This is a genomic window from Streptomyces flaveus (assembly GCF_014647675.1).
GTDB lineage: Bacteria > Actinomycetota > Actinomycetes > Streptomycetales > Streptomycetaceae > Streptomyces > Streptomyces flaveus.
In genome coordinates, this window is sequence record NZ_BMPQ01000011.1 from 160,077 (window position 1) to 174,998 (window position 14,922).

Genomic DNA, 14,922 nt, shown 5'->3' on the forward strand with positions numbered 1-14,922 from the left:
CGCCACCCTACGTAACGGCCATTCGGCCGCCCGGACCCCTCCCCATTCGTCCCCCTCCGCGCTGCGCGCCTGACCGACCCGCGTTAATTTGTTCCTGTTTCCGCTGTTTTACGGCTGCGTTCTTCAGGCTGGGGTGAAGGGTCGACGATGCCCAAGACCTTGCACGTCCCGCTCGTCGACGCCGAGCGGCGCCACCCGCCGGCGCGGGCCCGCACCGCGCGGCGCTTCGGTGGTCAGAGCGGGCTCGCGCTCGTGGCGGGCGCCTTCACGCTCGCTCAACTAGCGCTCGTACGCCCTGGGTTGGGCCTCGGCTGGGACGAGGTGGTGTACGTCAGTCAGGTCAGCCCGGAGGCTCCGGCGGCGTTCTTCAGCGCGCCGCGCGCCCGCGGCATCTCGCTGCTGGCGGCGCCCGTCGCCTCGTGGTCGACGTCCACGGAACTGCTGCGGGTCTATCTGGCGCTGCTGTCCGGACTCGGCCTGTTCCTCGCGCTGCGCGCCTGGCGGGGACTGTTCCCCATGCGTGTGCTGGCCCTGGCGGGCGCGCTGTTCGCGACACTGTGGGTGACCCTGTTCTACGGCCCGCAGGCCATGCCCAACTACTGGGTCGCGATCGGTGCCCTGGCGGGTGTCGGATACTTCCTGCGCGCCCAGGCGAACAGCTTCGACCGGGCGGCGCTGTGGGGCGTGGGCGTGAGCGCGGCGCTGATGGCGTGGATGCGGCCCACCGACGCGGTCTGGGTGACCCTGCCGCTGCTCGCCGTGCTGGTGTGCGTGCGCCGCTGGCGGCGATGGCCACTGCTGGCGTCGCTGGTCGTGGGGCTGGCGGCCGGGGCGCTCGAGTGGGTCGTCGAGGCGTACGTCGCTTATGGCGGCCTGAGGCAGCGGCTGGCCGACGCCTCCTTGGTCCAGGGCGGCCTTGGCTGGAACCTCGCCGTCGACGACCAGTTGCGCTCTCTGGCCGGCCGTACGCTGTGCCGCCCGTGCACCGCGCCATGGCCGCACCCGGCGGTGATGATCTGGTGGTTCGTGCTCCCCCTGCTCGCCGCCCTCGGCCTGGCGGTGGCCGTCCGGACCCACCGGACCGCCACCACCCTCCTGCCCCTGGCCTGCGCCGCGACGGCCGCCATCCCTTACCTGTTCCTGATCGGATACGCGGCACCACGCTTCCTGCTGCCCGCCTACGCACTGCTGGCGCTCCCGGTCGCGGGCGCGCTCGTCCACCTGGTGACCTCGCGGAGCCGACGGCGGCGGAAGGTGGCCGTGCCCCTGGTGGCGTTCGGTCTCGCCGGGCACCTCGCGATCCAGTACGCGGTGCTGAACCACGTCGTGGACGGCACCTACGCCGCTCGCCGCGACTGGGCCCGCACGGCGGCGGAGCTGCACCGGCTCGGCGTACGGCCGCCGTGCCTGCTGACCGGGTACGAGGCCATCCCGATCGCCTTCTACACCGGGTGCGCATCCGCCCAGACCTCCGGCAACAACGCCAACACCACGCGGGCGGAGATCGTGCGGACCGCCGGGCGGTTGCCGGTGGCCGTCCTCACCACGCAGGGAGGCCAACCGCCCGCGTACGCCCGCACCTGGCTGCCCCACCGGATCGCTGATGTGCGGATCTATGTGGCACCCGCCGTGCACGGCGAGCGGGGCGGCAACCGGGCGACAGCGCGCATAGCCGGCCTCGCCCGGGGTACGTGGGAAACCCCGTCCCGAACCGCAACGCACTGATGAGGAGGAAGGCCATGATCGCCATCCCCGAGGCAGTGCTCACGGCCGCCGCGCAGGACGCTCTGCGTGATCTCAAGCGCCACCGTTACGACCCGTCGGCCCTGGACACGCTGATCGCCTGCGATGTTCTCGTGCCCCTGCCCGACGACCTCGCCACGCGTGACGCCCAGGACAGCGGCCTCCTGACCCTCCCCGTACTCGAGTACCCGCCGGGAACCCAGGCCGTGGTGGCCTTCACCTGCGAGGAAAGGCTCTCGGACGCCTTCCCCGAGATCTACTGCTACCGCCAGCTGCAACTCGAGGTCCTGGCGGTCAACTGGCCCACCGAAACCGATCTCACCCTGGCCATCGACCTCGGCCACCCGGACGCGGTCACCTTCACCTCGGAGGCCGTACGCAGCGTGCTCTCCCATTGCCAGAGGTAACAGAGGCAACTAGGTGACGAGCCGGAAGACGTCGGCCAGGCCCCGGTCGCCGGTGCGGTTCTCGGCCGGGAGGATGTAGGTCCGTAGGCCGCAGGCGGTCGCGCCGCCGTCGCGGACCGGGTTGTCGCCGACCATGAGAGTTGCGCGGGGGGCGACGCCCAGGTCTGCGCAGGCCTTGAGGAAGAGCTGAGGGTCGGGCTTCTCGCGGCCCTGCTCATAGGAGATGACGCAGGCGTCGATCAGGTCGTCCAGGGCGTGGTGGGCGAGGTGGGTCCGCAGGTCCCAGGCGAAGTCGCTCACGATGCCGATGCGCAGTCCGCGAGCGCGGAGGCTGCGCAGGGTGGGCGCGGTGTCGGGGTAGGGGAGCCAGGCGTCCGGCGCGGTGAGTTCCCGGTAGGCCGCCTCCTCCACGCCTCGCAGGAAGTCGACGTGACCCCACCATCCCCACATGGCGTCGCGATGCCGCTCGGGAGACAGGTCCCGGCCCTCCTGGAGGGCGGCGACCTCGGGCAGCCGGAACGCGGTGCGCAGCTGCCGGGAGATCTCGGCCACGGCGCCCTGCTCGTGCAGCAGAGCGAGGCGGCCGGTGGCTGTGCCGATCCGGCACAGCCATGTCTCGAGGTCGATCATCTGGAAGATCGTGTTGCTGAAGTCGAACAGCACGGCTTCGACCCGCGGTACGGGATCGGCCATCTCGGCGGCGGTGAGCCGATAGGCGCTGGGAGTTTCGAACAGGGTCTGTATCACGAGGAGGGTTCTCCGGGGGCGACCGTCTCGACGGGGACTCCCAGCTCGCGGATGGCCGCGATCTCCGCGTCGGGGGTGCCGGTGTCGGTGATGACGGTCTGGTAGTCGGCCGCGGTGCCGTACGCGTAGGTGGCGGCCTTGCCGAATTTCGAGTGGTCCACGAGGAGTACGGCCCGCTCGGCGGAGGCGAGCATGGCCAGTTTGACCTCGGCGTACTCGTTCAGGGGGTGGAAGAGCTCGCCCGAGAGGACGGCGGTGGCGGACATCAGGGCGAGATCGGCACGTATGCCGGACAGGGCGCGGGTGACCGCGGGACCCGTACAGGAGTTGAAGTCGCCGTGATAGCGCCCGCCGAGCAGGGTGACGTCCACGCCGGAGGCCGTTCCCAGGCGTTGCGCCAGGCCCACCGAGTTGGTGACGACGGTGAGTTGGTCGAGCTCCGCGAGGGCGGGGGCGAGGGGGAAGAGGGTGGTGGAGTCGTCCATGAGTACCGTGCTGCCCGGCCTGATCCGGGCGACGGCCGCCGCGCACAACGCGGCCTTGGCCGAGTGCTCGGTGCTCTCGCGGAAACGGGTGGCCGTCTCCATGGTGAGCGCGGGGAAGGCGACGGCCCGGCCGCGTTCCTTGCGGAGCAGGTGACGCTGGGCCAGGTCGTCGAGGTCGCGGTGCATCGTCATCAGGCTCACGTCGAACCGGTCGGCGAGGTCGTCGATGCGTGTCTCGCCGTGTTCGGCGACGTGTCGCAGGACGGCCTGACGCCGCTCCTCGACCGCGGCCTGCGACGACCGTGTCCTGGCGGGCACGCGGCTCTCCTTCTCCTCCATGAAGCTTCAACCTCGAAGTTTCGCATACACGGCGGGAGGGACCGGCGCCTGCGCGGCCGTCGCCCAGAGCACCCGCACACCGCTAGAGCGCTTCCAGAGTGACCAGGACCTTGACGTGTTCCGGTTGGAGGGAGGCGGCGAAGGCCTTGCCGGCGTCCTCCAGTCCGTACGTGGCGGTGACAACCTCGTCGGTGTCGACGGCGCCCGAGGAGATGAGGGAGATGGCGGTGCGGTAGTCCTCGGCGGTGTACATCAGGGTGCCTTCGATACGGATCTCCCGGTCCTGGACCAGGTCCAGACGGATCGGGGTCGGGCCGGCGTCGCCCACGCCCACCACGACGATGTGACCGCCCTTGGCGACCAGGCCAGTTGCCTGGGCCATGGACTGCTCCCGGGCCACGCAGTCGAAGACGACGTCGACCGGACCGCCGAGCGCCGCGTGGACCTGCTCGACCAGGTCGGGGGCGTCGGCGGGCAGGGCTGTGTCGGCGCCGAGGCGCAGCGCCCGGTCCCGTTTGCCGTCCATGAGGTCCGTGACGGCGATCCGGGCGGCACCCGCGTGCCGGGCGGCGATGAGAGTGAACAGGCCGATGGGCCCGGCGCCGAGGACGACGACGGTACGTCCGGTGAGGTCACCGGCCTTCGCCACGGCGTGCACCGGGGTGGCCAGCGGTTCGACGAGAGCCGCCTCGATGTCGGTCATGCCGCCGGGGACGCGATGGACGCGGGCGGCGGGGATGGTGAACAGGTCCGCCATGGCGCCGGGGGTCTGGCAGCCGAAGACCTTCAGCTCCTGGCAGATGTTGTAGCGGCCGGAGCGGCACTGGAAGCACTGGCCGCAGTAGAGGTTCGGCTCGATGAGCACCCGGTCGCCGGAGGCGAAGTCCTCGACGCCCGCGCCCACGGAGGCGACGACACCGACTGCCTCGTGTCCGGGGCGGTAGGGCAGGTCGATGAACGGGTGGTGCCCGAGGGCAGCATGGGTGTCGGAGCCGCACACGCCGACCACGGTGGTACGGACGAGGAGTTCACCGGCGCCGGGCATGGGGGCGTCCGTCCGCTCGATCTGGATGTCGTCGATCGACCGGACGAGTACGCGGCGGATCTGCTGGTTCATGGGGGTGGGGTTCCGTTCGGGTCGGGTGCTCACTTCACGGCTCCCAGGGACAGACCGCGTACGAGCTTGTCCTGGGCGGCGAAACCGGCGATGAGGACCGGTAGGGAGACGAGGGTGGCTGCCGCGCACAGCCGGGCGAGGAACAGGCCTTCGTTGGTGATGAAGCCGACCAGGAACACCGGGGCGGTGGAGGCCTGGGTGGCGGTGAGGTTGACGGCGAACATGAACTCGTTCCAGCTGAAGATGAAGCAGATCAGCGAGGTGGCGGCGAGTCCGGGCATGGCGATCGGTGCGACGACCCGCCACAGCACGGTGAGCAGGTTGGCCCCGTCCATCTCGGCCGCTTCCAGGATCTCCTTGGGGACCTCGGCGAGGAACGAGCGCATCATCCACACCGCGATCGGCAGGTTCATCGCGGTGTACAGGACGATCAGCGTCCAGACGTTGTCCAGCATCCCGACGTCCTTGACGATCATGTAGACCGGGAGCAGGGCCGCGATCGCCGGGAGGAACTTCGTGGACAGGAAGAAGAACATCACGTCGGTCCACTTCTCGACCGGCTTGATGGACAGCGCGTAGGCCGTCGGCACCGCCAGGGCGAGCACCAGCAGCGTCGAAATGACGCTGGCCATGGCCGAGTTGAGGAGGAAGGGGGTGATGTCCCGGCTGAACAGCGTTTCGTACTGGTCGAAGGTGAGCGGGGCGAAAGGGGTGGGCGGGTTGGTCGCCGCGTCGGCCTCCTGGTGGAAGGAGGTGAGCACCATCCACGCCACCGGCGCGAAGAACGCCAGGGTGGCCAGCCAGGCGACGAACGTCCACAGGGGCGAAAGACCCTGCGCACCGCCGTGGTCGCCCTGCTTGTCGTGACGACGGACGAGCTTCCTGACTTTCGCTCCAGGGGCGGCGACTGCTGCGTGAGCGGTCATCGGGATATCTCCTCACGGAACAGCGACGCGATGGTGCGCAGCGCGAACGTCGCGATCACGATCGAGCCGAGTACGACGACGACTCCGGCGGCGGCCGCCTCGCCGTACTCGTACTTGCGGAACATGGTCAGGTAGATCTCGTAGGGCAGGTTGGTCGTCTGGGAGCCGGGGCCGCCCTGGGTGATGGTGTAGACCGCGTCGAAGGTCTGCACGACGTAGATGGTGCCGAGCAGGATGCCCAGCTCCAGGTACTGGCGCAGGTGCGGCAGCGTGATGTGGCGGAAGGTCGCCATGGTCGACGCCCCGTCGACGCGGGCCGCCTCCAGGACGTCACCGGGCTGCGCCTGCAGGCCGGCCAGCAGGATCAGCATCATGAACGGGGTCCACTGCCAGACCAGGGAGAGCACGACGGCCGGCATCGGGTAGGACGAGATCCAGTCGATGGTGGGGCCGTTGTCGGCGCCGAAGAGGCGGTATACGGCGTTGAGGGTGCCGTTGAGCAGTCCGTAGTCGGGGTTGTAGATGGCGTGCTTCCACAGCAGCGCGGAGGCGACCGGCATGACCAGGAACGGGGCGATGAGCAGGGTGCGGGCCAGCCCGCGGCCGACGAACCTGCGGTCGAGCAGCATGGCAAGGCCCAGGCCGAGGAGCACGCTGATGAGCACCACCGACGCGGTGAGCACGACGGTGTTGAGCACCGCTGAGCGCAGCCGCTCGTCGGTGAAGACGAACGTGAAGTTGGACAGGCCGACGAAGTGCCTCTCGCCCGGCTTGAGGATGTTCCACTGGAAGGTGGAGATGACGAGCGTTGCCACGAACGGCAGTTGGGTGACGACGATGGTGAAGACCAGCGCCGGCAGCAGTGGGATGCGCCGCCGCCACTTGCCGGCGCCGGTGGGCTTTCGCCGGCGGACGGGCCGTGGCTGTGTCTTCGGTGTACCGGGTGTCTCGATGAGCGTGGTCATGAAACTTTCCTCTGCCAGTGATGGCCGGGGTAGGGGAGCGGTGCCCGGCCGACCGGCGGGACGGCCGGCCGGGCAGGGAAGGTCACCGGTAGTTCTTGGCGACTTCCTCGGCGAGCTTCTGGCCGTCGTTGAGGGCCTTGTCCACGCTGGTCTTTCCGGCGATGGCCGCGGAGATCTCCTGGGTCACCTTCGTGCCCAGGTCCTGGAACTCGGGGACGGCCACGAACTGGATCCCCACCGTCGGCCTGGGCTGCACACCCGGGTCGGACGGGTTGGCCTGCTGGATGGACTGCAGAGTGACGTCACCGAAGCCTGAGGAGGCCTTCGCGTACTCGGGGAGCGCATAGGTGCTGGCCCGCTTGCCGGCCGGGACGCGCGGCCAGCCGAGCTTCTCGCCGACCAACTTCTCGTACTTCTTGCTGGAGGCCCACAGCATGAACTTCGAGGCCGCATCCGCCTTCTTGGTGGTCTTGGGCATGGCCCACGCCCAGGCCCACAGCCAGCCGCTGTTGGCGGTCTCGACGGTCGGGGCGTACGCGTAGCCGACCTTGCCGGCCACCTTGCTGGTCTTGGGGTCCTCCAACGACCCGGCCGCACTGGTCGCGTCGTACCACATCGCGACCTTGCCCTGACTCATCGCGTTCAGACACTCGGTGAACCCGGCCTGCGGGGCGCCCGCCTCACCGTGCTTCTTCACCAGGTCGACGTAGAAGTTCGTCGCCTCCTTGAACTTCGGGCTGTTGACCTGCGCCTTCCAGTCCTCGGTGAACCAGGTGCCGCCGAAGGTGTTGACCATGGACGTCAGCGGGGCCCCCAGCTCGCCCCAGCCGGCCAGGCCGCGCAGGCAGATGCCCTTCATGCCCGGACGGGCGCCGTCCACCTTGGCCGCGATGTCGGCGACCTGCTGCCAGGTCGGACGCTCGGGCACCGTGATGCCCTTCTCCTTCATGACGTCCTTGTTGTACATGAGGAAGGAGGATTCGCCGTAGAACGGCAGTGCGTACAGCTTGCCGTCCTCACCGGACAGCGACTTGACCATCGGCTTGAGCAGATCGGCCTTGTCGAAGCTCTTGTCCTTGTCGGCGTAGGAGTCCAGCTCCTGCAGCCAGCCGTTCTGCTCCCAGATGGGCACCTCGTAGGCGCCGATGGTGGCGACGTCGTACTGGCCGGCCTGGGTGGCGATGTCCTGGGTGACTTTGTCGCGCAGCTCGTTCTCCGGAAGGATCGTGAAGTTCACCTTGATCCCGGTGTCCTTGGTGAACGTGCTCTTCGTCAGCTTCGCGATGTCTTCCATCTGCGGATTGCCGACCATCAGCACGTTGATGCTCTCGCCGTCACCCCCGCCGGTGCCGCCGCCTCCGGCACCGGCACATCCGGCGAGCAGGAGAGCGGTGGCGGTGGCGCCTGCGATGAGGGCATGTCTGGTCGATGGCATGGCGAGGGTGCCTCTCGTGTGGTGGGTGCTGCGTGCCGTTGCGGCCGTCCCGGGGAGGTGGTCGGCGCGGAAGGTGTTGGCGAGCATTGTTAGCAGAAGACTGCGGGCTTGTTAACGCATCTTGCGATAAATTCTCGGCGGATCTATCGTCGAATCGGCCGCTGGAGGTGCGCACCACGAAGCGGCTGGCGGGCGATTGTCAGTGGCGGGTGTCACGCTGATGAGAAACAGGACCTGCGAAGGGAATCGCCGTGATCACCACTGAACCCACTCCCGGCTCCCCCTGCTGGACCGACCTCGGTGCCCCCGACGTCCCGGCCGCCGCGGCCTTCTACAGCGCGGTGCTCGGCTGGGAGTACCAGTCCATGGGTGACGAGGGGGGCGGCATGGAAGGCGGGATGTTCCAGAAGGACGGCAAGACCGTCGCCGGGCTCGGCAAGCTCAGCGAGGAGGGTGCCCGTTCGGCCTGGATGATCTACTTCTGCGTCACCGACGCGGACGCCACGACCCAGGCTGTTCAGAACGCGGGCGGCACGGTGCGGGTGGCGCCGCGGGACCTCGACGACTGGGGGCGGATGGCGCAGTACAGCGACCCGCTCGGCGGCCAGTTCGCCGTCTGGCAGCCGGGCACGAACAAGGGCTTCGAGCTGGTGGAGGCGCCGGGCTCACTGTCCTGGACCGAGCTGTACACCAGCGACGCCACCTCCGCGAAGGAGTTCTACGGCGGTGTCTTCGGCTGGCAGTTCGGTGACATGGAAGTGCCGGGTGACGGGGGCACGTACTCCCTCATCACTCCGCCCGGGCTGCCCGAGGAGCGCATGTTCGGCGGCATGATGGAGCTCAGCAAGGAGGATCTCGCGCTGGCGAACGGCGTGCCGTACTGGCACCCGGTCTTCAACGTCACCGGCTGCGACGCGGCGGTCGCCAAGGTCACCGAGAACGGCGGCAGTGTGCAGATGGGGCCGGAGGACGTGGAGAGCGTAGGCCGCCTGGCCGTCTGCCTCGACCCGTCGAACGCGGACTTCGTCGTGCTCACTCCGGCGCCTCCGGCAACCCCGGCAGGGAGCTGAGTCTCGCGAGCCGAACGGTCCGGGCGGTCCTCAGTACCGCCCGGACCGGATGCTGTCGCGCTCCGCGCGTAGTGCGGTACCAAAAGGTGCGGGCCGTCTATGGCTGGTCGCGCCCGCGCGGCGGAGCCGCATATCGAAACAGCCCCGCGCCCCTGAAAGGAAGGCCTGCGGCCTCCCAGGGGCGCGGGGCAGCGCCGGACTTCGCCTGCTCCGCTTAGTTGGCGCGTACGCGGAGTGCCCGTCCTGCGGCCTGGATGTGCTGATTCTGGGCGCCCTTCATGGCTTTCGTTAGGTTAGGCTAACCTTTGCGGCGTGCAAGCAGTCGAAGAGACCTCCACGGCCGTCGGTCCCCGCGGTCATGAACTGTCCGCCACGGGTGTCACCGTGGCGTACGACGGCGTCGACGTCGTACACGACGCATCGCTGACCCTGCGGCCCGGCGAAGTGACCGTGCTGGTCGGCCCGAACGGCAGTGGGAAGTCGACACTCCTGCGTACCCTCGCGCGGCTGCAGCGACCCCGGACCGCCACGCTCGTCATCGACGGCGCCGACGGCCTTGCGCTGACCCCGCGTGAGTTCTCCCGCCGCCTGGCTCTCCTGACACAGGGTCGCCCCACGCCCAGCGGGCTGACCGTGCGGGACGTCGTCGAGTTCGGCCGTTACCCGTACCGGGGCCGCTGGGGCAGGGCCGACCCGGACGGCCCGGCCGCGGTGGAGCGCGCACTGGCCATGACGGGCGTCGCGGAACTCGCCGGGCGCGGCGTCGAGCACCTCTCCGGAGGGCAGCTCCAGCGCGTATGGCTCGCCGGCTGCCTCGCCCAGGAGACCGGCGTACTCCTCCTCGACGAGCCGACAACCTATCTCGACCTGCGCTACCAGGTCGAACTCCTCGACCTCATACGCGACTTGGCGGACGACCACGGGATAGCGGTGGGCGCCGTCCTGCACGACCTGGACCAGGCCGCGGCCCTCGCCGACCGCATCGTCCTCCTCGACGAGGGACGGATCATCGCGGACGGCCGCCCCGACGACGTACTGACGGCGGAGCGGCTGACCGCCACCTACGGCATTCGTATCGAAGTCGGCACCGACCCCATGACGGGCCTGTTGCGCACCCGCGCGATCGGCCGGCACCACTCGAGAAGCGAAAGGCTCAACACCACCCCATGAGACGCCTCCTGATGACCGCGGCAGCCGCCACCGCCGCGGCGCTCACCATGACTGCCTGCGGGACCACGGAGCCCGCCGCCGACGACGCCGAGGCGAAGCCGTCCGCCGAGGCCATCAGCCTCACCGACGCCTCCGGCGCGAAGGTCGAACTCGACGGACCCGCCAAGAAGGTCGTCGCGACCGAGTGGAACGAGGTCGAGTACCTGATATCGCTGGGCGTCGACCCCGTGGGCGTCGCCGACGTCAAGGGCTACAAGATCTGGGACAGCGCGGTCCCCCTCAAGAACGAGCCCAAGGACATCGGCGTACGCGGCGAGCCGAGCATGGACACCATCGCCGGCCTGAAGCCCGACCTCATCGTCGCCAGCAGCGACCTGCCACCGGCCGCCGTGAAGCAGATGCGCGACATCGCCCCGGTCCTGCAGATCAAGTCCGCCGACGCCGCCGACCCCATCGGACAGATGAACAAGAACCTCGACGTCATCGCCGAGGCCACCGGCACCACTGAGCAGGCCGAGAAGCTCAAGACGGACTTCCAGGCGAAGATCGCCGAGGGCAAGAAGGCCCTCGCCGACGCCGGTCTCGCCGGCGCCGACTATGCCTTCGCGGACGGTTACCTCGTCTCCAACCAGGTCACGATCCGCCCGTTCACCAGCGGCTCGCTCATCGGGGCGGTCAACGAGGAGATCGGGCTGAAGAACGCCTGGACGGTCAAGGGCGACAAGGACTACGGGCTCGGCTCCACCGACGTCGAGGGCCTCACCAAGCTCGGCGACGACGTGCAGTTCGCGTACATCGGCAACGACGGCGACAAGACCAGCACCCCCTTCAGCGGTGCTCTGGCCAAGGACAAGGTGTGGACGTCGCTGCCGTTCGTGGAGAAGGGCAATGCGCACCGGCTGCCCGACGGCATCTGGATGTTCGGCGGTACCGGATCGATGGGGGCGTACATCGACGCCGTCGTCGCCGCGCTGACGAAGTAGCAACACCATGGTTGTGACCGCACCCGTACCCCCCGCCACCCGCCCGTCCGAGGCCAAGTCCCGGATGGGCGCGGCCGCGGTGACGGCCGTGCTGGCCCTGCTGGTGGCGGCCCTCGCGGTCCTGGACATCACGCAGGGCACGGCGGCGGTCGGCGCGTCCGAGGTCTGGAAGGCGTTCACCGGCCGGGCCGAGCCGGGTGACGCGTCCGTCGTGATCGCCTCCCGGCTGCCGCGCATGACCGCCGGGCTGCTCGTCGGGATCACGCTCGCGATGGCGGGCACCGCCCTGCAGAAGGTCAGCCGCAATGTGCTCGCCTCGCCCGACACCCTCGCGGTCAACGCGGGCTCCTACCTGGCTCTCGGCGTCGTCTCCGTCACCGGGGTCTCGCTGCCGCTGCTCGCCTCCTCAAGTGCCGCGTTCGTCGGCGGACTCGGGGCGGCGGCCGTGGTGCTCGGGCTTTCCGGACTGGGCGCGGGCACCGTCCGGCTCGTACTCGCCGGCAGTGCCCTCGCCCTCGGCCTGACCGCCCTCACCGAGGGACTGCTCCTGCTGTTCCCGCAGGAGACACAAGGCCTCTATCGGTGGTACCAGGGCAGCATCTCCCAGAACGGCTTCGACGGCGTGCTGCAGATGGCGCCGATCGGGCTGGTCGGTCTCGTCGGGCTTCTGCTGCTCGCGCGACGGGTCGACGCGCTCGCTCTCGGCGACGATGCCGCCCGTGGGCTTGGCGTCCCCGTCCGGGCCACCCGGATCACGGGCGTCGTCCTCGCGGCGCTGCTCTCCGCGGCAGCCGTCACCCTCGCCGGGCCGATCGGCTTCGTCGGCCTGTGCGCGCCTGCCTTCGTCCGCCCCCTCGTCCGCAGGATCCGCGGGCTCTCACGGACACGTACGAGCCTCCCGGTCGTGGGCCTCACCGGTGCGGCGCTGGTCCTCGGCTCGGACGTACTGCTGCGCGCCATCGTGCCCGCGGACGTGGCCGTCGCCGTACCGACCGGCGTCGTCACCAGCCTCGTCGGCGCCGTCTTCCTGATCGTGATGGCCACACGGGTCCGGGACACCGCCGGTGCGGCCGCGCAGGACGGGCTGCGTATCAGGAGCCGGGCCGTGTTCCTCACCACCACGGGCGTACTGGTGGCCGTGCTCGTCGGCGTGACGATCGCCGCCGTGCTCCTTGGCGACAGCAAGCTGCTGCTGGGCGACGTGGCGAACTGGGCGCAGGGGCGAGCGGGCCAGACCATCAGCTTCGTACTCGACACCCGGGTGCCCCGCGTGCTCGCGGCGCTCCTCGCGGGCGCGGCACTCGCCCTGGCCGGGACGCTCGTCCAGGCCGTGACCCGCAACCCGCTCGCCGACCCCGGCATCCTGGGGGTTTCCGGAGGGGCCGCGCTCGGGGCCGTGCTTCTCGTGACGACGGTGTCCTCCGTCGGGTCGTGGGGTGTGGCCGGGGCGGCGTTCGCGGGCGCCGCGGTCAGTTCTGTCCTCGTTTTTGGGCTTGCTGCGCGGGGCGGGTTCCAGCAGAACCGGCTCGTCCTGGTCGGCTTCGGTGTCGCCACCGCGGCGTCCGCGCTGATCAGCCTGCTGATCATCCTCACCGACCCGTTCAACGCGACCTTGGCGCTGACCTGGCTGTCGGGCTCCACCTACGGGCGGACCGGGCCCGACGTGGTGCCCCTCGCGGCCGTACTCGCCGTGGGCCTCCTCGTCGCCTGCCTGCGGCGCACCGAACTCGACCTCGTGTCGCTCGACGAGGACACCCCGAGGCTGCTGGGGCTCGGACTGGCACGGGGACGCCTCGGCTTCCTCACGCTGGCCGTCCTGCTCAGCGCCACCGCCGTGGCCGCCGCGGGCACGATCGGCTTCGTGGGACTGGTGGCACCGCACGCGGCCAGGGCCCTGGTGGGTCGGCAGCACGTGAGGGTGGTGCCGGTCGCGGTGCTGCTCGGCGCGACGCTTGTGTGTACGGCGGACCTGGTGGGCCGTACGGTCATTGCGCCGGCCCAGCTTGGCGCCGGCCTGATGACGGCTGTGATCGGCACGCCGTACTTCCTTTACCTGCTGGTGCGTTCGCGCTCCGCTGGGTGAGGCGGGTTTTGAGCTGCGGGTGTGTGGGTGGCTGGTCGCGCAGTTCCCCGCGCCCCTTGGGTGGGTGGGTGGGTGGGTCGGGGCCGCGGTCCGGTGCGTCAGCCCGTCGCAGGGCGGGCATACGGCTCTGGGCTGGTACAGGGTGCGGGTTCTCCGAGACCGGAGCTAAGCGACGGGCATACGACGCACCGGCCCACGACCCCTCCCGCCGGTGGGAGGGCGCGGGTGGGTGGTGGCTTAGGGGCGCGGTACCGCACCGGACTTCGCCGGAGCCGCTTAGGATCCGGAGCCCATCCGTGTGCCCGCGTGAGAGCAGCGGGCCCTCAGTGAACAGGAATCCTCGTGATCTCCGCCGTCGTCATGTCCGAACCCCACGCACCGCTCGAACTCCGTTCCTTCGCCCGTCCCGAACTGGAGCCGGGCGCGATCCTGCTGCGGACCCTTGGAAGCGAGGTGTGCGGTACGGACGGGCATCTGTGGAAGGGGCAGCTCGCGGGTGTGCCGTACCCGATCATTCCCGGACACGTCAGTGTGGGGCGGATCAGCGCGCTGGGGCCGGGGGAGGCCCCGAGGGACGTGGACGGAGTTCCGCTGCGGGTCGGGCAGACCGTGACGTTCCTCGATGTGTACGGGACCTGCGGGCGCTGCTGGTACTGCACCGTCGGCCACGCCACCACCCGCTGCCCGGAGCGGAAGGTGTACGGGGTCACCCTCTCGGCCAGCGACGGACTGCTGGGCGGCTGGGCGGAGTACATCCACCTGAAGCCGGGCGTCCATGTGATCCCGTTGCCCGACGAACTGGACTGGCGGGCGTTCCTCTCCGGAGGCTGTGGCATGCCCACCGCGCTGCACGCCGTGACGCTCGGCGAGATCGCCTTCGGCGACACGGTCGTGGTCCAGGGCGCGGGTCCCGTCGGCCTGTGCGCCGCCGTTCTCGCCCAACTGCGCGGCGCCGGCCGGGTGATCGTCGTCGGGGGGCCCGAGGCCAGACTGGCCGCGGCGACACGGTTCGGCGCCGACACCGTCATCGACATCGGCAGCACCACGCCCGAGGAACGGATAGCGGCAGTCCGGGAAGCGACCGCGGGACGCGGCGCGGACGTCACGATCGAGGCGACCGGTGTGCCCTCGGCGGTACCCGAGGGCATGCGGCTCACCCGGGACGCCGGGCGATACGTGATCGTGGGCCAGTACACCGACGCCGGTGAGACGACCTTCAATCCGCATCTCGACCTGAACCAGAAGCACTTGGACATCCGCGGCTGCTGGGGCAGCGACGTGGGACACGTGTACCGGGCGGTCCAGGTCATGGCCCGGTACGGGCGGATCTTCCCGTGGACCGACCTCATCACCAGGGAGTACGGCCTCGCCGAAGCACAGGCCGCGTTGGAGGACGTCGCGGCCCAGCGCGTGGTGAAGGCGCTCATCGTGCCGCGGCAGACGTGAGTCTGT

General features: G+C 69.9%; 13 protein-coding genes. 7 read left to right on the forward strand and 6 right to left on the reverse strand.

Features of this window, described 5'->3' with window-relative positions; translation table 11 throughout:
* The first annotated feature begins 147 nt into the window (after nt 1-147).
* Nucleotides 148-1,725: a glycosyltransferase family protein gene (locus IEZ21_RS22975; protein ID WP_246568040.1), complete on the forward strand. Its 1,578-nt coding sequence runs from the start codon at nt 148-150 to the stop codon at nt 1,723-1,725.
* A gap of 14 nt (nt 1,726-1,739) precedes the next feature.
* On the forward strand, nt 1,740-2,150 hold the full coding sequence (locus IEZ21_RS22980) for an SseB family protein (protein WP_189323800.1): 411 nt from the start codon (nt 1,740-1,742) through the stop codon (nt 2,148-2,150).
* Between the two features lie 9 nt (nt 2,151-2,159).
* Here IEZ21_RS22980 and IEZ21_RS22985 read toward each other — a convergent pair whose 3' ends face one another.
* The 6 genes from IEZ21_RS22985 to IEZ21_RS23010 all read right to left on the reverse strand — a co-directional run bounded on the left by IEZ21_RS22985 (nt 2,160) and on the right by IEZ21_RS23010 (nt 8,164).
* The gene (locus tag IEZ21_RS22985; RefSeq protein ID WP_189323801.1) at nt 2,160-2,897 is read right to left on the reverse strand and encodes an HAD family hydrolase; all 738 of its coding nucleotides are present in this window, start codon (nt 2,895-2,897) and stop codon (nt 2,160-2,162) included.
* A complete protein-coding gene (locus IEZ21_RS22990) occupies nt 2,894-3,700 on the reverse strand; it encodes a DeoR/GlpR family DNA-binding transcription regulator (protein ID WP_246568042.1) in 807 nt (268 codons plus the stop codon). Before IEZ21_RS22990 ends, IEZ21_RS22985 begins: the two co-directional genes overlap by 4 nt.
* A gap of 103 nt (nt 3,701-3,803) precedes the next feature.
* Complete coding sequence (locus IEZ21_RS22995; protein WP_246568044.1) at nt 3,804-4,871, reverse strand: zinc-dependent alcohol dehydrogenase; 1,068 nt, start codon at nt 4,869-4,871, stop codon at nt 3,804-3,806.
* On the reverse strand, nt 4,868-5,764 hold the full coding sequence (locus IEZ21_RS23000; protein WP_189323803.1) for a carbohydrate ABC transporter permease: 897 nt from the start codon (nt 5,762-5,764) through the stop codon (nt 4,868-4,870). Before IEZ21_RS23000 ends, IEZ21_RS22995 begins: the two co-directional genes overlap by 4 nt.
* Complete coding sequence (locus IEZ21_RS23005) at nt 5,761-6,729, reverse strand: carbohydrate ABC transporter permease (protein ID WP_189323804.1); 969 nt, start codon at nt 6,727-6,729, stop codon at nt 5,761-5,763. Before IEZ21_RS23005 ends, IEZ21_RS23000 begins: the two co-directional genes overlap by 4 nt.
* Nucleotides 6,730-6,811: 82 nt before the next feature.
* A complete protein-coding gene (locus IEZ21_RS23010) occupies nt 6,812-8,164 on the reverse strand; it encodes an ABC transporter substrate-binding protein (protein WP_189323886.1) in 1,353 nt (450 codons plus the stop codon).
* Nucleotides 8,165-8,415: 251 nt separating this feature from the next.
* Here IEZ21_RS23010 and IEZ21_RS23015 point away from each other — a divergent pair, with 251 nt between their 5' ends.
* The 5 genes from IEZ21_RS23015 to IEZ21_RS23035 all read left to right on the forward strand — a co-directional run bounded on the left by IEZ21_RS23015 (nt 8,416) and on the right by IEZ21_RS23035 (nt 14,916).
* The gene (locus IEZ21_RS23015; protein ID WP_189323805.1) at nt 8,416-9,234 is read left to right on the forward strand and encodes a VOC family protein; all 819 of its coding nucleotides are present in this window, start codon (nt 8,416-8,418) and stop codon (nt 9,232-9,234) included.
* Nucleotides 9,235-9,546: 312 nt separating this feature from the next.
* Nucleotides 9,547-10,404, forward strand: coding sequence for an ABC transporter ATP-binding protein (locus IEZ21_RS23020; RefSeq protein ID WP_189323806.1), 858 nt, complete (start codon nt 9,547-9,549; stop codon nt 10,402-10,404).
* The gene (locus tag IEZ21_RS23025) at nt 10,401-11,387 is read left to right on the forward strand and encodes an iron-siderophore ABC transporter substrate-binding protein (RefSeq protein ID WP_189323807.1); all 987 of its coding nucleotides are present in this window, start codon (nt 10,401-10,403) and stop codon (nt 11,385-11,387) included. The genes IEZ21_RS23020 and IEZ21_RS23025 overlap by 4 nt, the downstream gene beginning before the upstream one ends.
* A 7-nt stretch (nt 11,388-11,394) precedes the next feature.
* Nucleotides 11,395-13,470: an iron ABC transporter permease gene (locus IEZ21_RS23030; protein ID WP_189323808.1), complete on the forward strand. Its 2,076-nt coding sequence runs from the start codon at nt 11,395-11,397 to the stop codon at nt 13,468-13,470.
* Between the two features lie 342 nt (nt 13,471-13,812).
* Nucleotides 13,813-14,916 (forward strand): zinc-binding dehydrogenase, encoded by a 1,104-nt coding sequence (locus IEZ21_RS23035; protein ID WP_189323809.1) that lies wholly within the window; start codon nt 13,813-13,815, stop codon nt 14,914-14,916.
* Nucleotides 14,917-14,922: the final 6 nt, after the last annotated feature.